The 25,389-nt window shown below is 62.0% G+C and carries 20 protein-coding genes and 1 tRNA gene; 13 read left to right on the top strand and 8 right to left on the bottom strand.

Annotated elements, in window-relative coordinates:
- Positions 1-87: 87 nt before the first annotated feature.
- Both NKI72_RS23295 and NKI72_RS23300 read right to left on the bottom strand, forming a co-directional pair.
- A complete protein-coding gene (locus NKI72_RS23295; RefSeq protein ID WP_352850974.1) occupies positions 88-456 on the bottom strand; it encodes a four helix bundle protein in 369 nt (122 codons plus the stop codon).
- A gap of 42 nt (positions 457-498) precedes the next feature.
- A complete protein-coding gene (locus NKI72_RS23300) occupies positions 499-1,932 on the bottom strand; it encodes a glutamine synthetase family protein (protein ID WP_352457076.1) in 1,434 nt (477 codons plus the stop codon).
- A 169-nt stretch (positions 1,933-2,101) separates the two neighbouring features.
- Between NKI72_RS23300 and NKI72_RS23305 the strand changes: the two genes are divergently transcribed.
- On the top strand, positions 2,102-2,818 hold the full coding sequence (locus tag NKI72_RS23305) for an HAD family hydrolase (RefSeq protein WP_352850976.1): 717 nt from the start codon (positions 2,102-2,104) through the stop codon (positions 2,816-2,818).
- A gap of 32 nt (positions 2,819-2,850) precedes the next feature.
- Here the strand turns inward: NKI72_RS23305 and NKI72_RS23310 are convergent, their stop codons facing one another.
- Positions 2,851-3,240 (bottom strand): ANTAR domain-containing protein, encoded by a 390-nt coding sequence (locus NKI72_RS23310; RefSeq protein WP_245274728.1) that lies wholly within the window; start codon positions 3,238-3,240, stop codon positions 2,851-2,853.
- 423 nt (positions 3,241-3,663) lie between these two features.
- Between NKI72_RS23310 and NKI72_RS23315 the strand changes: the two genes are divergently transcribed.
- A complete protein-coding gene (locus tag NKI72_RS23315) occupies positions 3,664-4,131 on the top strand; it encodes a RidA family protein (protein WP_352850978.1) in 468 nt (155 codons plus the stop codon).
- A 65-nt stretch (positions 4,132-4,196) separates the two neighbouring features.
- Here NKI72_RS23315 and NKI72_RS23320 read toward each other — a convergent pair whose 3' ends face one another.
- Positions 4,197-4,439, bottom strand: a complete 243-nt coding sequence (locus tag NKI72_RS23320) for an SMc00767 family acetate metabolism repressor (RefSeq protein ID WP_023719402.1) — start codon at positions 4,437-4,439, stop codon at positions 4,197-4,199.
- A gap of 78 nt (positions 4,440-4,517) precedes the next feature.
- On the bottom strand, positions 4,518-5,807 hold the full coding sequence (gene aceA / locus NKI72_RS23325; protein ID WP_352850979.1) for an isocitrate lyase: 1,290 nt from the start codon (positions 5,805-5,807) through the stop codon (positions 4,518-4,520).
- 237 nt (positions 5,808-6,044) lie between these two features.
- Here aceA and NKI72_RS23330 point away from each other — a divergent pair, with 237 nt between their 5' ends.
- The 7 genes from NKI72_RS23330 (at position 6,045) to NKI72_RS23360 (ending at position 14,184) form a co-directional block, all read left to right on the top strand.
- On the top strand, positions 6,045-7,496 hold the full coding sequence (locus tag NKI72_RS23330) for a helix-turn-helix domain-containing protein (RefSeq protein ID WP_352850980.1): 1,452 nt from the start codon (positions 6,045-6,047) through the stop codon (positions 7,494-7,496).
- Between the two features lie 196 nt (positions 7,497-7,692).
- Entirely contained in the window at positions 7,693-8,592 is a 900-nt protein-coding gene (locus NKI72_RS23335; RefSeq protein ID WP_352472709.1) for a DUF2167 domain-containing protein, read from the top strand.
- A gap of 182 nt (positions 8,593-8,774) precedes the next feature.
- The gene (locus NKI72_RS23340) at positions 8,775-9,728 is read left to right on the top strand and encodes a DMT family transporter (protein ID WP_352680813.1); all 954 of its coding nucleotides are present in this window, start codon (positions 8,775-8,777) and stop codon (positions 9,726-9,728) included.
- Between the two features lie 352 nt (positions 9,729-10,080).
- Positions 10,081-11,178: a polyamine ABC transporter substrate-binding protein gene (locus tag NKI72_RS23345; RefSeq protein WP_352472707.1), complete on the top strand. Its 1,098-nt coding sequence runs from the start codon at positions 10,081-10,083 to the stop codon at positions 11,176-11,178.
- A 73-nt stretch (positions 11,179-11,251) separates the two neighbouring features.
- A complete protein-coding gene (locus NKI72_RS23350) occupies positions 11,252-12,391 on the top strand; it encodes an ABC transporter ATP-binding protein (protein ID WP_352850982.1) in 1,140 nt (379 codons plus the stop codon).
- 9 nt (positions 12,392-12,400) lie between these two features.
- On the top strand, positions 12,401-13,369 hold the full coding sequence (locus NKI72_RS23355; protein ID WP_352773950.1) for an ABC transporter permease subunit: 969 nt from the start codon (positions 12,401-12,403) through the stop codon (positions 13,367-13,369).
- The gene (locus NKI72_RS23360) at positions 13,366-14,184 is read left to right on the top strand and encodes an ABC transporter permease (RefSeq protein ID WP_023677454.1); all 819 of its coding nucleotides are present in this window, start codon (positions 13,366-13,368) and stop codon (positions 14,182-14,184) included. The genes NKI72_RS23355 and NKI72_RS23360 overlap by 4 nt, the downstream gene beginning before the upstream one ends.
- Before the next feature lie 15 nt (positions 14,185-14,199).
- Here NKI72_RS23360 and NKI72_RS23365 read toward each other — a convergent pair whose 3' ends face one another.
- Positions 14,200-16,050, bottom strand: coding sequence for an AsmA family protein (locus NKI72_RS23365; RefSeq protein WP_352850983.1), 1,851 nt, complete (start codon positions 16,048-16,050; stop codon positions 14,200-14,202).
- 283 nt (positions 16,051-16,333) lie between these two features.
- Between NKI72_RS23365 and NKI72_RS23370 the strand changes: the two genes are divergently transcribed.
- Positions 16,334-18,292, top strand: coding sequence for an acetoacetate--CoA ligase (locus NKI72_RS23370; protein ID WP_352850985.1), 1,959 nt, complete (start codon positions 16,334-16,336; stop codon positions 18,290-18,292).
- A 282-nt stretch (positions 18,293-18,574) separates the two neighbouring features.
- Here the strand turns inward: NKI72_RS23370 and NKI72_RS23375 are convergent, their stop codons facing one another.
- Positions 18,575-22,321 carry a PAS domain S-box protein gene (locus tag NKI72_RS23375; protein ID WP_352850986.1) on the bottom strand — a complete coding sequence of 1,249 codons (3,747 nt, stop codon included), beginning with the start codon at positions 22,319-22,321 and terminating at the stop codon, positions 18,575-18,577.
- Positions 22,322-22,574: 253 nt separating this feature from the next.
- Between NKI72_RS23375 and NKI72_RS23380 the strand changes: the two genes are divergently transcribed.
- The gene (locus tag NKI72_RS23380) at positions 22,575-23,033 is read left to right on the top strand and encodes a phasin (protein WP_254819298.1); all 459 of its coding nucleotides are present in this window, start codon (positions 22,575-22,577) and stop codon (positions 23,031-23,033) included.
- A 339-nt stretch (positions 23,034-23,372) separates the two neighbouring features.
- Positions 23,373-23,449: transfer RNA gene (locus NKI72_RS23385), tRNA-His, on the top strand.
- A 60-nt stretch (positions 23,450-23,509) separates the two neighbouring features.
- On the opposite strand, the gene NKI72_RS23390 is transcribed toward NKI72_RS23385, so the two are convergent.
- Positions 23,510-24,418, bottom strand: a complete 909-nt coding sequence (locus tag NKI72_RS23390) for a LysR family transcriptional regulator (protein ID WP_352850987.1) — start codon at positions 24,416-24,418, stop codon at positions 23,510-23,512.
- Between the two features lie 137 nt (positions 24,419-24,555).
- On the opposite strand from NKI72_RS23390, the gene NKI72_RS23395 reads away from it, so the two are divergent.
- Positions 24,556-25,308 (top strand): SDR family NAD(P)-dependent oxidoreductase, encoded by a 753-nt coding sequence (locus NKI72_RS23395; protein WP_352616693.1) that lies wholly within the window; start codon positions 24,556-24,558, stop codon positions 25,306-25,308.
- Positions 25,309-25,389: the final 81 nt, after the last annotated feature.

Here is a 25,389-nt window from a genome sequence, read left to right on the forward strand (position 1 = left end):
ACGCTCGTTAGCTTGTGTCTAGGTGAAGTCTTGAGTGGTGTAGTGGTCTCTGGGTCTCGGCCTCTAGGGCAGTAGGGCAGTAGGTGTCTATTCAGCCGACAGCTTGCGGATCAGAAGCCGCAAGAGCTTTCCTACGCTCTCGCTGTGGGGCATCAGTGACTCGACCGCCTCGCGAGAGGTAATTCCAACCCTTTGCGCGATTAAAAGGTGTGTCTCCAGTTCCTTGAGTGATCCCTGGGCGATCCTGAGAAACTGCTGGTAGGAAGCTCGGCTTTCTCGGCCGTAACCCTCGGCGATGTTGGCGGGCACCGACGTTGCTGCCCGACGCACCTGACCCGTCAGCCCGTAGATCTCGTCTTTCGGCCAAGTCGTTGTCACCTGGTAGATTGCAACTGTTAGGTCCATGGCTTGCTGCCAAACGATCAGATCCCTGTAAGATGCGATCTTGTCCGTCATCCTTGCCCTACTGCCCTACTGCCATATTGCCCTACTCCCCTACTACACATTCAGCAGCAAATACTCCCTCTCCCACGGGCTGATCACTTCCATGAAGGTCTCGAATTCCGCTCGCTTGATCGCCGCATACGTGGCGGCAAATGACTTGCCGAGCAGTGCGCCGAGTTCTTCGTCTGCCTCGAACAGGTCGACGGCTTCGAGCAGGCTGCGCGGCAGGTCGATCTGGTCCTCGTTGGCGGTCGTCAGAACCGGCGGCTCGGCCTTGATCTTGTTGGTCATGCCGATCAGTCCGCAGGCAAGCGATGCCGCCAGCGCCAGATAGGGGTTGGCGTCGGAGGAGGGGATGCGGTTTTCGACGCGCCGCGCCGCCGGGTCGGAGCGGGGCACGCGGAAGGCCGTGGTGCGGTTGTCGTAGCCCCATTTGTTGTTGACCGGCGCCGAGGCCGACTGCGTCAGCCGCCGGTAGGAATTGACATAGGGCGCAAACATTACCAGCGCGTTGGGCACATGTTTCTGCATGCCGCCGATGAAATGGAAGAAGGCCTCGGTCTCCGAGCCGTCCTCCGCCGAAAAAACGTTCTTGCCGGTCTTCTTGTCGATGATCGACTGATGGATATGCATGGCCGAACCGGGCTGCCCTTGGATCGGCTTGGCCATAAACGTGGCGTAGATCTCGTGCTTGAGCGCCGCCTCGCGGATGGTTCGCTTGAACATGAACACCTGGTCGGCGAGCTCGATCGGATCGCCGTGACGCAGATTGATTTCGAGCTGGCCGGCGCCCTCCTCGTGGATCAGCGTGTCGATCTCCAGGCCCTGGCTTTCGGAGAAATGGTAGATGTCGTCGATCAATTCGTCGAATTCGTTAACCCCGGCGATCGAATAGCCGGCGCCGCCGCCGATCGGCCGCCCCGATCGACCTACCGGCGGGGTCAGCGGATAGTCCGGATCGGGGTTCTTGCGCACCAGGTAGAACTCGATCTCGGGTGCCACGACCGGCCTCAGTCCACGCTTGTCATAGGCGGCAAGCACGCGCTTCAGCACGTTGCGCGGCGTGAACTCGACCGAGCGGCCGTCCTGATGGACGAGGTCGCAGATAACCGCCGCAGTAGGGTCCTCCTCCCACGGCACCACCGTCAGCGTCGAGAGGTCAGGCATCAGCTTGAGGTCGCCGTCGTCCTCCGGATAGTGGAAGCCGTTGCCGTCCTCCGGATAGCCGCCGGAAATCGTTGTCATGAACACCGCCGAAGGCAGCGCCAGCGAGGTGTTGGAGGTGAACTTCTTCGATGGCATCATCTTGCCGCGCGCAACCCCGGCCTGGTCGGGTGTGATGCATTCGATATCTTCTATGCCGCGCCATTCCAGCCAGGCGCTGACTTCCTTCCAGTTCTTGACGCCACGTTGGTTTTTCACGAAGGCAGGCGTGCGGGCGCGTCCTCCGCGGCTCGACGGACGGACTTCCTTTTTTGCAGGCGGCATCAATCACCAGATTTGTTGCAGATTGTGGAGTATAGCCGTTGCCGGCGACGAAAGGGAAGGGGAGCCGGCTGGCGTCCGCCTCGACTAGCCGGGGAAACACAACGACTTCCGGATAAAAACATCCTGGTCTAGGGTCGGCGTCCCGCAACGCCGCAATTGAAGACGTCGAATGCAACACAGCCGCAAACTGACAACGATCGGCTTCGATGCCGACGACACGCTGTGGCAGAACGAACAGTTCTTCCGCATGACCGAGCAGCGCCTCGCCGCGCTGCTCGCCGACCACGCCGAGGAGGATCGGATTTCGGCAAGATTGCTGGAGGCCGAGAAGCGCAACCTCGCGGTCTACGGCTTCGGCATCAAGGGATTTACGCTGTCGATGATCGAGACGGCGATCGAGGTCACCGAAGGCCAGGTGCCTGCCTCAACCATTGCTGAAATTCTCGCCGCGGGCCGCGAGATGCTCAGCCATCCGATCGAGCCGCTTCCCCATGCGCGCGAGACCGTGGAAAAGCTGGCCGGCGCTTACCGCCTGGTGCTGATCACCAAGGGCGACCTGTTCGACCAGGAACGCAAGCTCGCGCAATCCGGCCTGGGCGAGCTGTTTGATGCCGTCGAGATCGTCAGCGACAAGAGCGCGGCCACCTATAGCCGCATCTTCAGCCGCCACGGCGACGGCCCGGAAAAGGGCATGATGGTCGGCAACTCGCTCAAATCGGACGTCGTGCCGGCCATCGAAGCCGGCAGTTGGGGCATCCACGTTCCGCATGAGCTGACCTGGGTGCTGGAACATGTCGAGCCGCCGGTCTCGGCACCACGCTTTCGCCAGATAGCCAATCTCGGTGAACTGCCGGGCTTGATCGAGCGTATCGGCGAGATTGATTGATCAGGTCTGCAGCCGAGGCATCACGGTAGGCGTCAATTGCGGCTAATTGCGATCAGCCGGTCGATCACCGGCTGCAGCCGTTCGGTGGTGATCGGCTTGACGACCACTGCGTCGATGACGCTGGACAGGCCCAGGCTCTCCGGCGTGCCGGTCTTGACTGAAAGCAGGATCACCGACGGAAGCGATCTGCCTGACGCCCTTCGCAGTGCATCGATACCCGACAGCAAGGCGTCGCAGTCCCCATTCTCCGCACCGCCGTCGAGAACGACAGTCCCGGGAATCAGCGCGTGCAAGGCCTTTGCCGCGGTTTCGGGAGTTTCCGAGATCGGTTTGAGGCCGGACCGCTCCACGATTTTTGAAACCACGACGCGGTTGATCGGTGATTTTCCGACCACCAGCACCCGCGAGAAATCCGGGAGCATCCGCGTCTCCATGTCCCGGCTGACGAAAGGCAGCTGTTTTGCAGTCTCGATATCGCGATTCGCTGGGCACATGGCGGGGCAGGCCGTTGTTCAATGTTTCAATGCAGGGTTGAAACTCGAGAGGTAATTGGCGTGAGATAACTGCTCATGTCAAGCTCAAATGGCGTATCAGGAGAATATCTCAAGAAACATTAAAATTAAAATTAAGTGCTTTTCTTTGCCGCCGCCCGAAGAAGAAGTTGCCACCACAACCGGGCAGGCTCAGCTAAGTTTGGCTTGCAGCGCGAACGCACCAACTCGCAGCCGTAGCCGGGTTGACGTAAGGTTGGACGAAGGCGAGTCAGGCCTGTCGCGAGCTTGTCGTATCGCCTCGCCGGACTACCCTTCCTCGTTGGCTAAGCACGTCTCTTTGACCGACGGGAGATGACGATGGAACTCGTGACTCACAAGAAATTCAAAAATGGCCGGTTGATGCCATGGGGAAAGGGTACGGCCGTTACCGGCGCAAAGGGGTTTGTCTACCTTTCCGGAAACACCGCGACCGCCGAGGACTACGATCCGATCGGCAAAAGCGGCGGCGGCGCCATTGGCGGTGCAGCGGCACAGTGGCGCACAGTTCTCACCAACATCAAATCAGATCTGGAAGAGCTTGGCACTGCGCTCGAGCATCTCATCAGGCTGACCTTCTTTGTTAAGGGGCCATTTCCCGATGGCGGCGTTCTGAGCTCTCCCAATTTTCGCCTGGACGTCTTGGACGAATTCTTTGCCGAGCACTGCCCGAAGCACTGCAGCTACAACAACCCGCCGCCCTCGGAAGTTATCGGCGTTGCAGCACTTGCGCAGCCTGATCTTGTCATTGAAATCGTTGCACTAGCGGCTCTGCCGGATTAGGCAGGGCCGCTGCCTGCGAGGTGCGATAGCCCGCGTTCAAAAAAGGCGCGGTGCGGTAGAATTCATTAGTCGTGGCTCCGCTGTGTGACGATAACCGGGATCAGCAGATCGCCCCAGTTGCCGTCGCCGCCATGGTGCCGTGCCGAGCGCACCAGCTCGACCGAGACGCCGGCCTCGACCGCCTTCATCACCGACTGATTGAGCCTGTGCAGATCGTTCGCCAGCATGCGGATGGTCGCCTGCTGGTCGACATTCATGCTGGTGGCCTGCTCTTCGGCCCGTTCCTTGACGCGGCTTATCGATGCCATTGGTCTTCTCCCTGTGTTGCCATGCCTGTTGTGTTGCCATGCCCGCTTGGGCGTTCCCTCTGTTTGTCTGCTGTTCCGCTATTCCGCCGCCGGCCTGAATTGGGCGTGCTCGGTCGATCCATGCATGGCCGTGGTCGAAGACTGGCCACCGGTGATCGCCATCGAGACGGCGTCGAAATAGCCGGTGCCGACCTCGCGCTGGTGCTTGGTGGCGGTGTAGCCATTGGCTTCCGCGGCGAATTCCGCCTCCTGCAGTTCCGAATAGGCTGCCATCTGTCGCTCCTTGTAGCCGCGGGCGAGCTCGAACATGCCGAAATTGAGCTGGTGGAAACCGGCCAGCGTAATGAACTGGAACTTGTAACCCATGGCGCCGAGTTCCTTCTGGAATTTCGCAATCGTCGCGTCATCGAGATTCTTCTTCCAGTTGAAAGACGGCGAGCAATTATAGGCAAGCAGCTTGCCCGGATGGTGCTTGCGCACGCCTTCGGCAAACGTCCTGGCCTGCGCCAGATCGGGCCTGGAAGTCTCGCACCAGATCAGGTCCGCATAGGGCGCATAGGCGACGGCGCGGGCGATGCAGGGCTCGATGCCGTTGCTGACATGGTAGAAGCCCTCCGCCGTGCGGCCGGCGCCATAATCGACGAAGGGCTGGTCGCGCTCATCGATATCGGAGGTCAAGAGCTGTGCCGCTTCAGCGTCGGTGCGCGCCACGACCAGCGTCGGCGTGCCCATGACGTCGGCGGCAAGCCGCGCCGCGTTGAGGTTGCGGATGTGTGCGGCGGTCGGGATCAGTACCTTGCCGCCGAGATGGCCGCATTTCTTCTCCGAAGCCAGCTGGTCCTCGTAATGGACACCGGCCGCACCCGCCTCGATGAACGCCTTCATGATCTCGAAGGCGTTGAGCGGCCCGGCGCCGCCGGCGTCCGCGGCGGCGGGGCGCGGCGCGCACCCGCCGGGGCCCGACAGCCCCAGGCCTTCCGAAGTCTCGATCTGGTAGGCGCGCTGTAAGGTGCGGTTGATGCGCTTGACCAGCTCGGGCGCGGCATTGGCGGGATAGAGCGACTGGTCCGGGTACATGGCGGAAGCGGTGTTGGCATCTGCGGCGACCTGCCATCCCGACAGATAGATCGCTTTCAGCCCCGCCCGCACCTGCTGCATCGCCTGGTTGCCCGACATGGCACCCAGCGCGTTGACGAAATCTTCTTCATGGATGAGCTGCCACAGCCGGTTTGCCCCCATTTCGGCGAGGCTCTGCCGGATCTGCACCGAGCCGCGCAGCCGCTTCACGTCGTCCGGCGAATAGGGCCTTTCGATGCCATCAAAGCGGCCTTGCGGTGCCGACGGGACGAGGTTGTAAAAGTCGGTCATTGATCACTCCAGGCGGTTTTGATGCCGGTTTTCGGAAGGCGTCGCAGAGGAAAAATGCGTGCGCCATGTGTGACATCATTTACATGCCGGCACGATGCAAGCGAGGTAAACCTCCTGATCAGTCATAAAATAAGGGAAAACCTGTGTTGTGTTTGACTGATGAGAGCTGTAAATCTGTCATGATTGTAAAGACAGCCATGCCATCGGCGGATGTAAATTTCTGTCAAGGAAACTCGATTGGCCGATCACAAAATCTTTGCCGGGCCGCGCATTCGTCGCATCCGCAACGCCAAGGGGCTGACCCAGACGGCGATGGCCGAAGGGCTCGGCATCTCGCCGTCCTATCTCAATCTCATCGAGCGCAACCAGCGGCCGCTGACGGTGCAACTGATCCTGAGACTGGCAACTGTCTACAAGGTCAACCCGCACGAATTGCAAGGCGAGGCGAGGGGGTCGGTTGCCGACTTGAAGGAAGTGTTTTCAGATCCGTTGCTGGCCCGCGAACTGCCGGGCGACCAGGAACTCATCGAGCTTGCCGAGGCGGCGCCCAACGCCTCCGCTGCCGTCATAAAGCTGTTTCGCGCCTATCGCGAGCAGGCCGAGCGATTGTCGGATATCAACGAGCTGCTCGCGCGTGAGGGCAAGGCCACCGCCCTCTCCGGTGCCAGGCTGCCGATCGACGAGGTGCATGAGATTTTCGAACGCCGGCCGAACCATTTTGCCGCGCTCGAAGAGGAAGCCGAGGCATTCACGTCGGTGCTCGATCCCGGCGACGATCTGTTCAGTGCGTTGAAGGCTTGGCTGCGGCGTGAATTCGGCATCGTCGTCAAGGTACTGCCGGTCGCCACCATGCCCAACTGGCGGCGTCGCTATGACCGTCACTCGCAGCGCCTGTTCCTGTCCGAGCGGCTGTCGCCATTCGATCAACTGCGCGAGGTGGCGATGGAGGCCTGCCTGATCCGCATGAGCGTCGCTGTCGCCGCCGAGATCCAGGTGCTGAAGCTGACCACCGACGAAGCCCGCCGGCTGGCGCGTTTCGAGCTCGGCCGCTATGCCGCGCACGCGCTGATGATGCCCTATCAGCCTTTTCACGCGGCGGCGGTCCGCGCCCGCTATGACATCGACATGTTGCGGTCGCGCTTCGGCGTTTCGTTCGAGCAGGCGGCCAACCGGCTGACCACCCTGCAGCGGCCGGGTGCGCTGGCTGTGCCGTTCTTCATGCTCGAGGTCGACAATGCCGGCAATCGCTTCCGCAAGGCGGGCAGCCACGGCTTTCCGCAAAGCCGCTTCGGCGGCGGCTGTCCGAAGCTGCCGGTCCATGCCGCCTTCGCTCAGCCCGGCCAGATCCTGGTCGAGGCAGTGGAAATGCCAGATGGCGCAGCGTTTCTCTGCATTGCCCGCACGCTCGAGGGGCCGCAGGGCTCGTTTGCCGAGCGCCCGCGGCGCACGGCGCTGTTGCTCGGCTGCGACATCGGTTTTCGCGACGAGGTCGTCTATGGAGCGGCATTGCCGGGGCCGGCCGCCATCGGCAAGACCGGACAGAGCGCCGCTGCGCTGGCTACGCCGGTCGGCCCTGCCTGCCGGCTGTGCGAACGCATCGGCTGCCTCGCCCGCGCCGAGCCACCCGTTACACGTCCGCTCGGCCTCGACGAGATGGTCACGGGACTGTCGGCGTTCGATTTCCAGTGATTCGGCTCCAGCAATATTGCGGCTGAATCTTCGACCAAAGGACCTCATCTGTTCCTGCGGCGGCAACCAGTAAGCTGGTTCGCGGTTGCCGGCCAAAATATTGGTTCGGCCAAAATATTGATTCAGCCGAATATTGATTCAGCATTGACGGTACGGTATCAAAAAAAAGAACTGCGCAACGGTCGGGGGATCAATGATGGGCAGGACAGTTTTTTGGCTTGGCTTGGCGCTCGCGTTTTCCGCCGATCCCGCATTGGCTGAAAAGTCCTCGGATTTCTTCAAGTCCTATCAACAGTATAATGATGCCGGCAAGGCGTTCCTGGACAAGATCGATCCGAAGACCGGCGCGATAAATCTTGCCGAAGGCATCCATCTCGACCTCAAGGACAAGTTCTATTTTCTGGACAAGAAGGACACGCTCTCCGTCCTCACCGAAGCCTGGGGCAATCCGCCCGACTCTGGTTCCGATGCCCTCGGCATGATCTTTCCAGTCTCCCATGATCCCATTGCCGACAACAATTGGGGGATAGAGCTGCGCTGGGAAAAGATCGGTTACGTCGACGACAGCGACGCCGCGTCCATCGATTACAATGAACTGCTGCGCAACATGCAGTCAGACACTCTGTCCGGCAACGATCAGAGGGTAAAGGATGGCTATGCGCCCATTACGCTGATCGGCTGGGCGTCGCCGCCGGTTTATGACGCGGCCCACAAGCGCCTGCACTGGGCCAAGGAGCTGCAATTTGGCAACGATGCCGCCCATACGCTCAACTACGACGTCCGTTTCCTTGGCAGGGAGGGCGTCTTCGTGATGAGCTATATCGCGACGGTGGAACAATTGCCGGAGATAAGGCAAAGCCTGGATGAAGTGCTTGGCCTCGCGGACTTCAATACCGGCAAGACATACGCTGATTTCGTGCCGGGCGTCGATACTGTTGCGGCGATTGGCGTCGGTGGCCTGATTGCCGGCAAGCTGGCGGCGAAAGCAGGTTTTCTGGTCGTGGCGCTGATCGCGCTGAAAAAGTTTGGCCTGCTCCTGCTGGTTCCGCTGGCCGGTCTCTGGCGCTTTATCCGCGGCAATAGGGGCACGTCGTAAAGCCATCGTCGACCGGTCGCCTCGGATCATCGCCGGGCGAGGGCGATGCGCCCTCATCAGTGCGCCAAACGGAACATCGAACTGGATCACGCCCGGCCTTCTGCTTTGCGTTACGCGAATGAGGCACGTCTCTGTCGTCCATTGCACATCGTGCTGCTCCGAATTCGCCGACAGTCATACCCATGACCGATACCGCATCATCTCCGGTTGCCGCTTCGCCGATCGTGTCGCCGCAAGGCGAACGCGTCGGCTTCCTGCTGGTATTCCTGTCGGCGTTGATGTGGAGCTTCGGCGGCAGCATTGCGCGCTTCATCGACAACGCCGACAGCTGGACGGTGGTGTTCTGGCGCTCGGTCTGGGCCGCCGCCTTCCTGCTCTGCTTCATGGTCTGGCGCGATGGCTGGCGTGGCACGCTGAAGCTGTTTCGCGGCATGGGCCTGGCCGGCCTTGCGGTGGCGTTCTGCTTCGCCACGGCGTCGACCTCTTTCGTCGTGGCGCTTGCCTATACCACCGTCGCCAACATCCTGTTGATGCAGGCCGGCGTGCCGCTTCTGGCGGCGCTGTTTGCCTGGGCGCTGTTTCGCGAACGGGTGGCGGTGGCGACCTGGGTGGCGATCGCCGCCGTTATTGTCGGCGTCGCCATCATGGTGTCGGAATCGCTCGATGGCGCGGTGTCGCCAATCGGCGACGGGCTGGCGCTGCTCATCGCTGTCATGTTCTCGATCGCCACCGTCATCACGCGCCGCTTTGCCCATGTGCGCATGACGCCGGCGACCTGCCTCGGCACGATGCTGGCGGCCGCCTTTGCGGCATCGCAGGCGTCGGCGCTGGGCGTCTCCAGCCACGATATGGGCTTCCTCTTTGCCTTTGGCGTGATCAATCTGGGACTCGGTCTCGCCTTCTTCGCCACCGGTGCCCGGCTTGTTCCGGCCGCTGTGGCGGCGCTGCTCGGCACGTTCGAACCGATCCTTGGCCCGATCTGGGTCTGGCTCATTCATTCCGAGGTGCCGTCGGCGCGTACCATCGTCGGCGGTGCCGTCGTCGTCACCGCGCTCCTCGTCCATATCGGGCTCGAGTTCAAGCGCCAGACGCGGCCCGCGCGAGCGGGCGTCATCGGTGTGCCGTCACCTAATTGATGCAGTGCGCGCGTCAAAGCGAGATGAACCATTGACAACGTCGCAGCCGCGCGGGCAGGCTGCGATCACGGCAACAACAAGACAGGCGTATCTTGCCAAGTCTCCATGCCGGCCGCATTGAGGCCGGACAATATCGTCGTCTCCCTGCCCGCGCCGTAGCGAAAGCTTCCGACGGCGTCGGAACACCACCAACGCCACGCCAGGTCTTCGCTGTCGGCTCGCCGCCGAACCATAATGGCGCCGGCAATTCGCGCTTGTCGCCTGCCTGCAAGCCCAATACCTTGAAGCAAATGCCCAGCCGCGCGGACGCCGCGACGAGCTGGCGACGGAACACTCATCAAAGGAGAATAGCATGACCCGCAAAGCGCTCTGGCTTTCGGCGACTTCGGCGTTTCTGGCAGTTTTTACCTTTGGCGCGCATGCCGAGGATCGCGTCGTCAACGTCTTCAACTGGTCGGACTATATCGACAGTTCGATCATCGACGACTTCACCAAGGAAACCGGCATCAAGGTCGTCTACGACACTTTCGATTCCAACGAGATCCTGGAAACGAAACTGCTCGCCGGCGGCAGCGGCTACGATGTCGTCGTGCCCAGCGGCAATTTCCTTGCACGCCAGATCCAGGCGGGTGTGTTCCAGAAGCTCGACAAGTCGAAACTGCCGAACATTTCAAATATGTGGGACACGGTCATGGAACGGACCGCCAAATATGATCCCGGCAACGAATATTCGATCAACTACATGTGGGGTACGGTCGGCATCGGCTACAACATCAAGAAGGTGCAGGCAGCGCTCGGCACCGACAAGATCGACAGCTGGGACGTGTTCTTCAATCCCGAAAGCCTGGCCAAATTGAAGGACTGCGGCGTCTATGTACTGGATTCGCCGGCCGACATCATACCGGCGGCACTGAAATATCTGGGCCTCGATCCGAACAGCACGTCGCCCGATGAGATTGCCAAGGCCGAAGAAACCTTGCTGAAGGTCCGGCCCTATATCCGCAAGTTCCACTCCTCCGAATACATCAACGCCCTGGCCAATGGCGACATCTGCCTGGCGGTCGGCTGGTCGGGTGACGTCTTCCAGGCCCGCAACCGCGCGGACGAAGCCAAGCAGGGTGTCGAGATCGGCTACTCCGTGCCGAAGGAAGGTGCCCAGATGTGGTTCGACCAGATGGCGATCCCGGCCGGTGCAGCGCATGTCGCCGAAGCGCATGAGTTCCTGAACTACATGATGAAGCCCGAAGTGATCGCCAAATCGTCGAACTATGTGCTCTATGCCAACGGCAACAAGGCTTCGCAGCAGTTCATCGACAAGGCGATCCTGGAAGATCCGGCGATCTATCCGGATGCAGCCACCTTGCAGAAGCTCTACACCGTATCGCCTTACGATCCCAAGACCCAGCGCATCATCACCCGCACCTGGACCAAGATCGTCACCGGCCAATAGCAATCTGACCAGGCTCCGGCAGCCGTTGCCGGAGCCGCTTTCTCATGGGGCAAGCAGCAGGACGGAGTGGGACATGAAATCGCTTGGCAGCATCCGCAGGGATTTTGCGCCATGGAACGATCCGAACGCCAAGCCATACATCCAGTTCGACAACGTCACCAAGAAATTCGGTGAGTTCACAGCGGTCAACAACCTGTCGCTGACCATTTTCGAACGCGAATTCTTTGCCTTGCTGGGGGCCTCAGGCTGCGGGAAATCGACACTGCTCAGGATGCTTGCGGGCTTCGAGGAGCCGACCGCCGGCCGCATCCTGCTCGACGGCCAGGATCTGCGCGGCATTCCGCCCTACCGGCGGCCGGTCAACATGATGTTCCAGTCCTACGCCTTGTTTCCGCACATGACGGTCGAGAACAACATTGCCTTCGGCCTCAAGCAGGAAGGCATGGCCAAGGCCGACATCGACAAGCGCGTCGCCGAGATGCTGAAGCTGGTCAAGCTCGAGCAGTTCGCCAAGCGCAAACCGCACCAATTGTCGGGCGGCCAGCGCCAGCGCGTCGCACTCGCGCGCTCGGTGGCAAAGCGGCCGAAAGTCCTGCTGCTCGACGAGCCGCTTGGCGCGCTGGACAAGAAGCTGCGCGAGGAGACCCAGTTCGAGCTGATGGACCTGCAGCAGAACCTCGGCCTCACCTTCGTCGTCGTCACCCATGATCAGGAAGAGGCGATGACGATGGCCGACCGCATCGCCATCATCGACAAGGGCGAGGTGATGCAGGTGGCGACGCCGGCCGAGGTCTACGAAGCGCCGGGTTCCCGCTTCGTCGCCGGCTTCGTCGGCAATGTGAATATGTTCGACGGCAAGATCGCGGCTGGCGAGGCCGGCAGCGCGAGCATCGATGCCGGCAACGGCATCACCATCCGGACCGAAAACGCCGGCAGTGCCGCCGCCGGAACATCCGTCACCTTCGCCATCAGGCCGGAGAAGATCAAGGTGTCCTCCATAAAACCGGCCGGTGCCGTCAACGCCATCGAGGGCGAGGTCTACGACATAGCCTATCTCGGCGACATGACCGTCTATCACGTCAGGCTGAACGACGGTCAGGTGGTGCGGGCGAGCACCATGAACGCGGCACGTCTCACCGAGGACCCATTGACCTGGAACGACCGCGCCTGGGTTTCTTTCCGCCCCGACGCCGGCGTCGTCCTGACACGGTAGAGACTGATCATGTCCGCTGTCACTGCCGCAACAAGCTCTCCGGCAAGCGCTGCCGGCAAATCCGCCTTGGTCAGGCTGGGAGCGGCGTTCGTTAGCCGGCTCGTCATCATCATCCCCTACCTCTGGCTGCTGTTCTTCTTTCTCGTCCCTTTCATCATTGTCTTCAAGATTTCGCTGTCGCAGACGGCGATCGCCATGCCGCCCTACACGCCGGTGCTTGATTTCCGCAGCGGCATTTCCGGGTTTATTTCAGGATTCGGCGCACTGAATTTCGACAACTATACCTGGCTGACGCAGGATGCGCTTTACTTCAATGCCTATGTGACGAGCGTCATCGTCGCCGCCATCTCGACGGTCCTGACATTGCTGGTCGGCTATCCCATAGCCTATGGCATGGCGCGCGCCCCAGCGACGATTCGCCCGACCTTGCTGATGCTGGTGATCCTGCCGTTCTGGACCTCGTTTCTGATCCGTGTCTACGCCTGGATCGGCATCCTCAAGCCCGAGGGCCTGCTCAACCAGCTGCTGCTCGCCACCGGCATCATCAGCCAACCGCTGATCATCCTCAACACCTATACGGCGATCTTCATCGGCATCGTCTACTCCTATCTGCCGTTCATGGTGCTGCCGCTCTATTCGTCCTTGGAGAAGATGGACCATTCTCTGATCGAGGCCGCCAAGGATCTCGGCTGTCCGCCGACCAGCGCCTTTTGGAAGATCACCTTCCCCTTGTCGCTGCCCGGCGTCATCGCTGGCTGCCTGCTGGTGTTCATTCCCGCCGTCGGCGAGTTCGTCATTCCCGACCTGCTCGGCGGCTCGCAGACGCTGATGATCGGCAGGACGCTGTGGAACGAGTTCTTCGCCAACCGTGACTGGCCGGTGTCGTCCGCGGTTGCCGTCATCTTGCTGCTGCTGCTGATCGTGCCGATCATGCTCTTCCAGCGAGCCCAGGCGCGCGCCCAGGAGCAGGACCAATGAACGCGACCTGGAGCCGCTTCAACATCATTTCGATCGTGCTCGGCTTTGCCTTTCTTTACCTGCCGATCGTCCTGCTCGTCGTGTTCTCTTTCAACGAATCGAAGCTGGTCACCGTCTGGGGTGGCTTCTCGACGAAATGGTACGTGTCGCTGTTCCACAACCGGGGTCTGATGGACGCCACCTGGGTGACGGCCCGCGTCGGCGTCATCTCGGCAAGCGTGGCGACCGTGCTCGGCACGCTGGCGGCGCTCACCTTGACACGCTACACGCGCTTTCGCGGCCGGCTTCTGTTTTCCGGCATGGTGTTTGCGCCGCTGGTCATGCCGGAAGTCATCACCGGCCTGTCGCTGCTGCTGCTCTTCGTCGCCGTCGGCCTCGACCGCGGCTTTCTGACGGTGACGCTTGCCCACACCACGCTGACCATGTGCTTCGTCGCGGTGGTGGTTCAGTCGCGCCTGATCACTTTCGATCGTTCGCTGGAAGAGGCCGCGATGGACCTCGGTGCGCCACCGGTGAAGACCTTCTTCCAGATCACGCTGCCGGTCATCATGCCGGCTATCGTCTCCGGCTGGATGCTGGCCTTCACGCTGTCGCTCGACGATTTGGTTATTGCCAGCTTCACCTCGGGACCCGGCGCCACGACGCTGCCGATGAAGATCTACAGCCAGGTCCGCCTTGGCGTGACGCCGGAAATCAACGCAGCCTGCACCATCTTGATCGCGGTCGTCGCAGTTGGCGTGATCATCGCTTCGCTCGCAAACAAACGCCGCGAGGTGCAGCGCCAGCGCGACGAGCAGGCCGCGCAGCGCGGTTGAAGCTGCTGCTGCTGCTTACTCTCCCGAAACGCCGCGGCTTATCGGCGAGATGAACGGCGTGCTCCACGTTCCGCCGACGAAGAAGGACGACTGATTGGGTCCCTGGCCGTTCGTCTGCGTGGCAGCCTGGCTCGGCTGGACGATGCCGCCGGACAGCGCCAGCCCGCGTCCGGCATAGGATGCGATGCCGGAAAGCCAGATCTTGTATTGCGCGGAATTCACCTCGGCCTTGTCGATGCGCGCCACGCCGTTCGAAATGCTCGCCTTGAGCTCGGCCCCGTCGATCGGCAGCGTTCCGTCCGAGACGTCGTCCAGCGCGAAGAATCCGCCCTGTTCGGTGTGCTTGAGGAACGCCGGCAGGTTAAGCCGGCTCAGCGCACCCGCGCCGAACGTCGCCGACAGCGAGCCATTGGCGTTTTCGAAAATCGAGTCCCAGGTTCTGCCAGGCCCCTTGAGGATGACCGAAACGGTTCCAGTGCCGATCGGCACCAGCCGTGTCATCCCGGCCGCGGTGCCGAAAGCGCCGCCGTCGATATCGGAAGCAAGCAGCCGGATCTCGACTTCCGTGCCGGCGGGCTTGCGGTCGAAACGGACGCTGCTCTGGACGTTGCCGCCAAAGGCGGATGCATCCGAGATGTCGAAGACGGCAAGGCCGTTCTTGACCTGGGCAGTGGCAGCGACGTCGGCAAGCTGGATGGCGCCGGCGGTGGCATGCGCCGCCGACAGCCTGAGATCGAGATTGATCCGGTCGGCGAAGCTCGTATCGATTTCGCCCGGGCCGGTGCCGCCGGCGGATGGTACCGGCGTAAAGGCGGAGAGAAATGATCTGAGGTCGAGCGTATCGAAGGCAAGTGTGCCGGAGATCACCGGCAGTGCCTCACCATAGGTGAAGTCCAGCGCACCCATTCCCGGGTTGTTGTCGAGGGTCAGGGCCGTGTTTTCAAATTTGACGCGCCCGGCCGTCGCCGTGATCTTGCTTGAAACCGAGATCGAGCCGATTGCGGCACCGGGCGCGATGCCGGCCTGCGACCATTCGAGCACGCGTCGGAGCGAAGGTGCGGCGAATTTCGCCTGGCCGTCGAAATAGCCGTTCTCCGACATGCTGGCACGGCCGTCGAACGAAAAACTGGCCGGTGCCGCCTTGAAGGAAAATGTGGCCGGTGCTGTGCCGCCACCAAACAGCACGAGCGGGTTCGGCGATGCTGCGTCGATGGCAACACTTTCGCCGCGCCATATCCCGGTCGCCGACAGCGTCGCATTGCTATTCATCGCGGCCCAATTCGCCTGGCCGCTCAGGCTGCTCAATATCTCTTGGTCCTTGCCGCCGATGGCAGCCACTACGCGGCCGTCCTTGAACTCGACTGTGCCGAACGGATCTGTCGGCAGCTTGCCGAGATCCGGCTTGGCTGGATTTGTGTTGATCACCGCGCGGGCAGCATCGATCGAACGCGTAATGCGCCCACCGCTGGGAATCACAGGCAGGAAAAACCCGCTCGCGGTACGCTGAACCCGGATCGTCGGTCGTACCAGCCGCGCCGTCGAAAACACCACATCGCCACGCAGCGCCGCCATCGCTGAGAGGTCGACCTCGACCCGTTCGGCCTCGACCACGGGCGGCGCATCCGTCTCTGTCCATTGCGACAGCGTCACGTCGCTCAGGATCGCCCGGAAATTCGGCCAGACCTCGATACGCGGCGCGCCGTCGATGGTGACCCGGAAACCGCTCCACGCACTCATTTCCCACGCGATACGGTCGCGTACGATGCGGGTCGAGGCGATCAACGGCAAGGCTGCGACAACCAGCGCGATGACGATGACGGCTGCGCCGATCGCCCATATTCCGCGTCGGATCAAAGGTGATGGCATATCGCCCCGTATGCTTCCATTCCGACAAAATCGCCCGACGGGTGTAACCGACGGCTGACGCATTTCAAGTCTTTATGGCCCGGCGATGGCATTTGCGCACACCCTGACCGGCGCGGTCCAACAAAATCTTGCTCTGCTGCATCGCGATATGCATAAGCGATGCCAATGCATGTCGCCCAAAAGTGCGCAGCGGTTTTGGGATAAACGACATGCATAAAGACAAAAGTTTAAAGCGCGTCGCGTGAATCTCTTCAAACGTGACGTGCTTTGAGGAGGAACAAAGATGGCTGACGACGCACCGCTCTGGATCCCGACGCAAGAGCAGATCGACGCGGCGCCGATGACCGCCTTCATGAACGCCGCGGCGAACATGGCCGGCAAGGTTTTCTCCTCCTATGCCGACCTGCATCGCTGGTCGATCGATGATCGCGAGACCTTCTGGAGCCTGGTCTGGGACTTTTGTGGCATCGTCGGCGACAAGGGCGAACGCGTGCTGGTCGATGGCAACAAGATGCCCGGCGCGACCTTCTTTCCTGAGGCAAAGCTGAACTTCGCCGAGAATCTCCTCAAGAAAACCGGGCTTGGCGACGCAATCGTCTTTCGCGGCGAGGACAAGGTCGAGCGGCGGCTGTCCTGGAACGAGCTGCATGCGCTGACCTCGCGGCTGCAGCAGCTTTTCCTGTCGCTCAAGGTGAAGAAGGGCGACCGCATCGCCGCGATGATGCCCAACATGCCGGAGACCGTTGCTGCGATGCTGGCGGCCGCCTCGATCGGCGCGGTCTGGTCGTCCTGCTCCCCAGATTTCGGCGAGCAGGGGGTTCTCGATCGGTTCGGCCAGATCGAGCCTGTCGTGTTCATCGCGCCGGACGGCTACTGGTACAATGGCAAGGCGATCGAAGTCGCCGACAAGATCGCGGCCGTGGCGGGCAAGCTCGCCACCGTCCGTAAAGTCCTCATTGTCGACTATCTCGGCACCTCGCTCGACGTCGCCGCGACCATCGGGAAGGCGGCTGCGCTGGAAGAGGCGCTGTCACCCTTTGGCGCAAGGCCTGTCGCCTACGAAAGGCTGCCGTTTTCGCATCCGCTGTACATCCTGTTTTCATCGGGCACGACCGGCATTCCCAAATGCATTGTCCATTCGGCCGGCGGAACGCTGATCCAGCACGTCAAGGAAGAACGGCTGCATGCCGGCCTGCTCGACGGCGACCGCTTCTTCTACTTCACCACCTGCGGCTGGATGATGTGGAACTGGCTGGTGTCGGGCCTGGCATCGGGCGCCACCTTGCTGCTCTACGACGGCTCGCCGTTCTACCCGGACGGCAATGCGCTGTTCGACTTCGCCGATGCCGAAAAGATGACCTATTTCGGCACCTCGGCCAAATTCATCGATTCCGTGCGCAAGGCCGGCCTGAAGCCGATCCGCACGCATGATCTTTCCAGCGTGCGCACCATCTCATCGACCGGCTCGCCGCTATCGCCGGAAGATTTCCGCTTCGTCTATGAAGGCATCAAGAAGGACGTGCATCTGGCTTCGATTTCCGGCGGCACCGATATCGTCTCCTGCTTCGTGCTCGGCGTGCCGATCGAACCGGTATGGACCGGCGAGATCCAAGGGCCCGGGCTCGGCCTTGCCGTCGATGTCTGGGCCGATGACGGCCGCCCGCTCCGCCAGGAGAAGGGCGAGCTCGTCTGCACCAAGGCCTTTCCGGCAATGCCGATCGGCTTCTGGAACGACCCTGACGGCAGGAAATACAAAGCCGCCTATTTCGAACGTTTCGACGATGTCTGGTGCCACGGCGATTTCGCCGAATGGACCGTCCATGGCGGCCTGATCATCCATGGCCGTTCCGACGCCACGCTCAATCCGGGCGGTGTCAGGATCGGCACGGCGGAGATCTACAATCAGGTCGAGCAGATGCCGGAAATCCTCGAAGCGCTGTGCATCGGCCAGGATTTCGACAATGACGTGCGTGTCGTGCTGTTCGTGCGGCTGGCGGCCGGCGTTGAGCTCGATGCCGAGCTGGAAAAACGCATCCGCGCGAAAATCCGCACCGGGGCGAGCCCGCGCCACGTGCCGGCCAAGATCGTCGCCGTCAGCGATATTCCGCGAACCAAATCGGGCAAGATCACCGAGCTCGCGGTACGCGACATGGTGCACGGCCGCGCCATCAAGAACAAGGAAGCGCTCGCCAATCCCGAAGCGCTCGAGCTGTTCCGCAACCTGCCGCAGCTTGCCGACTGACCCCGGGATCCAAGGTAGGAGCTGTTTTGAGGTCTCCGGTATCGTTAACAAATTATCTCTTCGGAATTTACCTAGATTTCATGAGTGGTACACATTGGTAAATTTTCCGGCGTGCCGGTAAGGATTTGTTAAGGCCCGGCATCAATAGTCGTGCGTAACTTGAGGGAGAAATCCCGTTCCTCTTAGCCCCGAGAGGATCTGATTCGCTCAAGCCCCGTTGTGACAGCAATCCTATCATTCAAGGCGTCCTGTTGGACGCCTTTTTTCTTTGCGCAACCATAGCTAACCGGCGAGCACGCGGGTCGAGGGAAAGGCGACTTCGACCAAGGTTCCCTCGCCGGGCGTCGAGTTGATGGTGAACCGAGCCCGGTTCGCTTCGACCATCGCCTTGGTCAGCGGCAGCCCAAGACCCGTGCCGTCGCCACGGCCGCGCTTCAGCGCATTGATCTGCTTGAACGGCTTCAGCGCCTGCTCGATCTCGGACTGGCTCATGCCGATGCCGGTATCGCGCACGCGCATGACGACATCGCCGGAGATCTCGTAAGCCGTCGACACGATCACCTGGCCGCCAGCCTGCGTGTAGCGGACGGCGTTCGACAGGATGTTGAGCGCGATCTGCCGCACGCTGCGCAGATCGGCCACCACTTCCGGCAGCCGCGAGGCGAAGCTGGAGCGGATGATGACGCGTTCCCGGTTCGCTTGCGGCTGCATCATCGCCACGGTTTCGGCCAGTGTGTCGTTAAGCGACACCGCCTCATAGGCCATCTCCTGCTGGCCGGCCTCGATTTTCGAAATGTCGAGCAGGTCGTTGACCAGGTCGAGAACGTGGTTGCCCGAACGGTTGATGTCGCGCAGATAGTCGCGATAACGGTCATTGGCCACCGGCCCGAATTTCTCGTCGACCATCAGCTCGGAAAAGCCGATTATGGCGTTGAGCGGCGTGCGGATCTCGTGGCTAATGCGGGCCAGAAAATCGGTCTTCTGCGACGAAGCGCGTTCGGCGACTGCGCGCGCCTGGGTCAAGTCCTCTTCGGCCCGCTTCCACTGGGTGATATCGCGCACCACCGCACAGAAGCCGCTGTCGTTGGGCAGCCTGCCGATAGTCATGAACAGCGGAATGAAACGCCCCTGCGCCTCGCGCCCGATCACCTCGCGGCCATCGTTCATCACGCTTGCAACGCCGGGCTCCGACAACCCCTCGAGATAGTCACGCGCCGCGCGCTGGCTTTCGATCGCAAACAGCGAGACGAACGGTTTGCCGGTCACCTCGTCGCTGTCGAAGCCGAACAGCGCTTCCGCCGGACGGCTAATTGAACGGATCGTTCCGTTGCGGCCGATCAGCACGACGCCGTCGGTGGCGGTGTCGATGATAGTGCGCATTTCGGCAATACGTGCCTTGAGCTCGGAAACATCCGGCTGCGTTTGGTCTTCGGCGGCGCCATGTGGAATGGCTGCTGCCTCGTCGTCGCCGGAACGACGTACGACCAGCATCAGCGCCTTGCCGTTTCCCCAGGGCACGGAGCGTAAAATCGCATCGATCGGAAACTCCTGACCTTCGCGCGTTTTCAGCCGCAGAGCGCGGTCGCCGCCATCCGAACTGCCGTCGTCGGCATAAGGGTCGGCAAACAGCGCGCCGAGCCCGCCAGCCTCGTCCAGGGCATTGAGCGTCGCATAGCCGGTCAATCCGAGGAATTCGTCGTTCGCGTAATGCAGCTGGTCGCCGGAATGGATAAGCACCGGCACTGGCAGCTTGCCGAGGATCGAGGTATCCGGCCCCGTGTTGTCCTCTCCGGCAAACGCCGACGGCACGAAGCCGTCGAGTTTGAGCGGTGGTGCCTGCGGCCGCTCGACGGGCGGCACATGGCCGGCAGCGTCGGCTGCGGCTGCGCTGTCCTCGGACCAATCCTCGCTGTCCTCGGCGTCACGGAAGTCTTCGGCCGTCATGCTGTCGTCGTCGCCATCCCGCGGCGCTTCGGCGACGATCGTTCGACGGTTCGTGCTGGGCTCAACGCCTTCCTGCGCCTCATCTCTGGGTTCGCGGTCGGCATAGTCGAGCAGCGATCCGGAAACAGGGCGTGTGACGGGTTCGCCGGCTTGCGCCTCTGCTTCCACCTCATCCGGCTGCTCGCCGTCAAGTCGGGCGAGGTCCTTCTGGTCCTCGGCATCGGCCTCGGGCGGTTCGGCGGCAGCCGCCTCGCTTTCCGGACCTGGTTCCGGCATCTCACCCTTGTCCGTCGGGCCGGCTTCTTTCAGCTTTGGCTCGTCGGCCTTGCCGGCTGCCTCGACTTTCTCAACCGGCTTCTGCTTTCCGGCGCTGGGCTGCTCTTCGGCCGGGGTGCTGTCCTTCTTGAGACGCTCGCCAATCTCGCGAAACGCGCTGCGTTCCAGCGTCGACAGGCCCTTGTCGTTGGCCGGCTGCCGGTGCTCGGCCAGCCGGATCACCTTGTCGGCAAAGCGCCGCTCGGGTTTTGGCACGATGGTCAATGCCGGCACTTCGCCCCTGAACGGATCGGCGGGTTTAGGTGTCTCGGGGAGAGGTTCGACGGCTTTCGGCCCGATGGTCGCGGCAGGTTTCTCCTCGGCGACAAGGGCCATGCCGACGGCATCCGGATCGACCACCGCATCGCCGCTCCTGGCCACGCCGAAACCGCGAAAACCTTCGAAAACGCGGCTGCGGCTGTAAACCGGGAGCGCCGCCAGATCGACGGGTATCTTCAGATCGGTGCCGGCGACCGGCCACAGCACGGAGCGGCCGGACCAGGTGTCGCGCCGTTCGAGCAGGCCGGCAATCTCGCCAGAAGCATCGAGGCCATAGGCGGCCGAAACATCCTCGAAGCGGCGGCCGATCACGTCGGCGGCAGGCTTGCCGACGAGCTCGGCAAATTCCGGCGACAGGGCGCTGAAATGGCCCTCCGCGTCGGTACGCCAGACGAAACGCATGGGCGCGGCGGTGCGATCGATCGCCGAAGCGCGGTGTTCGGCCGGGGAGGCGGCTTTGGTGGCTTTTGCGGCGCTTTCCGGCGAAGTATCCGGGCTGGCCTGCGAAGCGTCCGGGCTGGTCTCGACTTCGCTGGACGCAGCTGCGCCGGGCGGGACCTGCGCGTCGTCGCCGGCATTGAAGTACCAATGGTCATGCTGCGTCGGCGCGTTGCCAACCGTGCGGTGATCGTCGGCCGCGTCGGCAGGTTCGTGCTCCGCCGATGCCGAGGTGCCTTCCATCGCTGCAAGGTCGATCTCCGCCGCGCCGCTGCTGGCGATCGGCTGCTCGTTGTCCTGGTCCGTTGGTTGGGGAAGATCGCCACCGCTCGGTGCCGCTGCCGCCTCGGTTTCCCCGCCGGCGCGTTCGCCATCGGGAGCCTCGCCGTCAAGCCGGTCCTCGTCGATCACCACCAGCAGGTGCCGCTCTTCCGTCAGCCGGGCAAGGCCCGCGGGATAGGAGCTGGACCCACCCGGAACCAGGCGCTTGACGATGCGGTCGCTCTCGTTCGCCACGTCGGCGACAAGCGCGGCCAGCGTCTCAGGCCGGATGCCGAGCGCCGAAAAGCCGTCCGATGCGGCGTCGATATTGCCCTTGGCATCGACAAAGGCGATGTAGTGGCCGTCTTCCGTAAAGCCACCGATGGCGCGGTCGGCGATCTCGGCGGCGCTGCGCGAGCCGGTCTGCGCCGCCGGCAGCGCCAGCATGATTGCTTCCTCGCCATCGGGCATGGTCACCGCGCTGGCCAGGAAACCGACGGCGCGGCTGGTCAGGCCGGTCGCCAGCCGGACCGTGATGGCACGGTCGCGGCCGATCTGCGGAAAACCGCTGGTTGCCATGATCTGGCGCCGGGCGATCAGCGGCAACCCTGCCGAGGCGCCGATGATAGCGCCGATGTCCGGATAGCCGAATACCGCCGCGCCGGGCCCGTTGGCCCAGATCACCTGCTCGAGATCTGCCGACAGAATGGCGATCGCGTCGCCTGCGGCGAAGCGCAGGCGGACGGCGTCGAGCACGGCGACGTCAAGGAAGGAGTAGTTTTCAGCCGGCATGCGCTTGGCGACCCTCACAGAGCGGGCAATTTGCGGTTAACGCTTTGTTAATAAAAGCCGACGGCGCGAAGGTCCACAAGTCATAGCGTGCAACCAGCGGAATCTCTAGGCGCGTGGTTAACGCCGCGAACCAAATATTTTATGGTGCGATGCAACAAACATGTTGCAATGCACAAAATTTGCCTTTATATTGCCATGATAGATGAACGAGACGGCATTTTGTCAAAGCCGCTGCCGCTGAAAAGGATGGAAAATGTCCAGGACCAAGACCGCTGAAACGATCGAAAACGTTGAATTCCCGAGCTTCGACGCTTCGAAGGCCACCGACCAGATCCGTGCCTTCGCCGAGAAGGGCGTTGAGCAGTCGAAAGAGGCCTACGCCAAGCTGAAGACCGGCGCCGAGGAGACCCAGAAGGCTCTGGAGTCGACCTATGAGACCGCCAAGTCCGTTTCCAGCGACCTGTCGCTCAAGACCATCGCCGCCCTGCGCGCCAATGCCGAAGCCGGCTTCTCGCATTTCGAAGCGCTGATCGGCGCCAAGTCGCTGTCGGAAGTCGTCGAGTTGCAGACCGCTTTCCTGCGCAAGCGCGTCGAAATGACCGTCGAGCAGGCTAAGGACTTCCAGGCGGTTGCTGCCAAGGCGGCCGAGGACGTATCCAAGCCGATCAAGACCGCCTTCGAGAAGGCCGTGAAAGAAATCAAGATCGCCTAATATTTGCGCACAGTTTGACGATGCATCAAAAGGTCGCATTTCGTCAGACAAATAGATGTGCGATATAGTGGTTTAAGTGAATACCCGGCGGGTGGAACCTCCTCCCTCTGCTCACCGGGGTGGCCAGCCAGCACCTCCTCCCGCTGGCTCGTAACAGGAAAAGGCCGGCACCTCCTCCCGCCGGCCTTTTCTTTTGTCCGGCGGAAAATGACTCGATGCCGGAGCGAGCTTTTGCCTTGCCAAAAGCCTTGAATTAAACTCCGATAGCCCGTATGGACGCATCGCCGAACGACAGAGCGGGTCCCGAACGTTTCATCTCGATCCCGCTCAGGCAAACGTGCCGTTGTAGCTCAGATGGTTAGAGCGCCGGATTGTGGATCCGGAGGTCGCTGGTTCGATCCCAGCCAACGGTACCATTCAGCTTTCAGCCAGGCTTCTGACCAATAGCGCAAGCGATCTCTACGATCCGGTTGCGGTTACCTGCGATCCCGCGCCTGGCGCGCGCCGCGCAGGTGATCCACGAGGGCTCTCAGCTTCGGCGCGATATTCCGTCGGCTTGGGAAATAGAGATAGAAACCCGCAAACGGCGGAAAATAGCCGTCGAGGATTGGCACGAGCTCGCCGCGGTCGAGCCAGGGGCGGAATGTATCGGCCATGCCGAACGTGATCCCGGCGCCCGCAACGGCCAGCCGGATCATCAGCCACATGTCGTTGGTCGTGATCTCGGGCGCGACTGCCACGTCGAACTCGCGCCCGTCCTCGCCGAACTCCCAGCGATAGGGCGAAACTCCCGGCGCCGGCCGCCAGCCGATACAGCGATGAGCCACAAGCTCACGCGGATGGACGGGTGCTCCGAACTTTTCGAGATAGCGCGGGGCGCAGACGGCCATCTGTCGCTGATCGCCCGATACCGGCACGGCAATCATGTCCTGCTCGATCACTTCGCCGAGCCTCACTCCCGCATCATAGCCTTCGGCAACGATGTCGAATTCCTCGTCGGTGACCACAATATCCAGATGCACCTCGGGAAATCTTTCTGCAAAGGACGCCAGCAATGGTCCTGACAGAAAGGCCTCTGCGATAGACGAAACCGCGATCCGCAGGCGGCCGCGCGGGCGGTCCAGCAACTCCGTGGTGGCTTCGATTGCCGCGTTCACGTCGGCGATCGCCGGTGCGACGCTCGCCAGCAGGCGCTCGCCCGCTTCGGTCAGGTTGACGCTGCGTGTCGTGCGCTGCAGCAATGCGATGCCAAGGCTCTGTTCAAGCCTGAGGATGCTCTGGCTGACCGCTGAGCGCGTCACGCCCAACCGGTCTGCCGCAGCGCGAAAATTGCGTTCCTCGGCCACGGTGACGAAGACGGCAATTGCATTGAGATCGATGTCCATTGGTTAGCCAAACTTACCATAGAGGTTAACGGCGGGCGGGTTATCGCGACAATGCCATGGCTCTATCTCTGTCGCAACGGCAAGAACGGCTTGATCCCCCGATCCAGGTCGATGCCGGTTGACCAAGGAGATACCCCATGACATCACTGCCTTCCTCCTGGAACCTGGATGGAAAGGTCGCTCTCGTGACCGGCGCGGCACGCGGAATCGGTCGCTGCACGGCGGAGCTGCTGCGTGCGCGCGGGGCCCGGATCGTGGCAAGCGATCTCAGCGACAGCGTACGCGAGTTGGAAGCCGAGGATGTGGCAACGCTGGTCGGCGATGTCGCCGACGAGGACCTGGCCAGACGCTCGGTCGAACTCGCCGCGAAGCGCTTCGGACGACTGGATATCGTCGTGAACAATGCCGGTCGCACGCTCAACAAACGACTGACTGAGACCTCGGTCGACGACTATGACCGCATTCTGCAGATCAACGCGCGCGGCAGCTTCGTCACCGCCCGTGCCGCCGTGGAACTGATGGCCGCCGGCGGTGGCGGCGCGATCGTCAATGTCTCGTCGATCTCGGCCGTCGCGGCCTTCGAGACGCAGGCGGCCTATGCCTCCTCCAAGGCGGCTGTCGCACAGCTGACCAAGGTGATCGCGATCGAATACGGGCGCATGGGCATTCGCTGCAACGCCGTTGCCCCTGGCGTGATCGAAACCGACATCATGGAAGGCGTGGTGGAGAATGGCCGGGAGATGCTGCGCAGCTTCGGCGGCGCGCATCCAATCGGCCGGATCGGCCAGCCGCAAGAAGTTGCCGAGGCCATCGCCTTTCTTGCCTCGCCGGCGTCCAGCTTCATCACCGGGGCCTTGCTTCTGGTCGATGGCGGCTACACCGCCCAGTGAGCCCCCCAATAGGGCCGGCGCGCCGCGGGAGCTCACCCGCACCCAATCCCTTCACATCGTGAAAATAATCACAGACCAAAA

The sequence above is a fragment of the Mesorhizobium sp. M0437 genome (assembly GCF_040321335.1).
Taxonomy (GTDB): Bacteria; Pseudomonadota; Alphaproteobacteria; order Rhizobiales; family Rhizobiaceae; genus Mesorhizobium.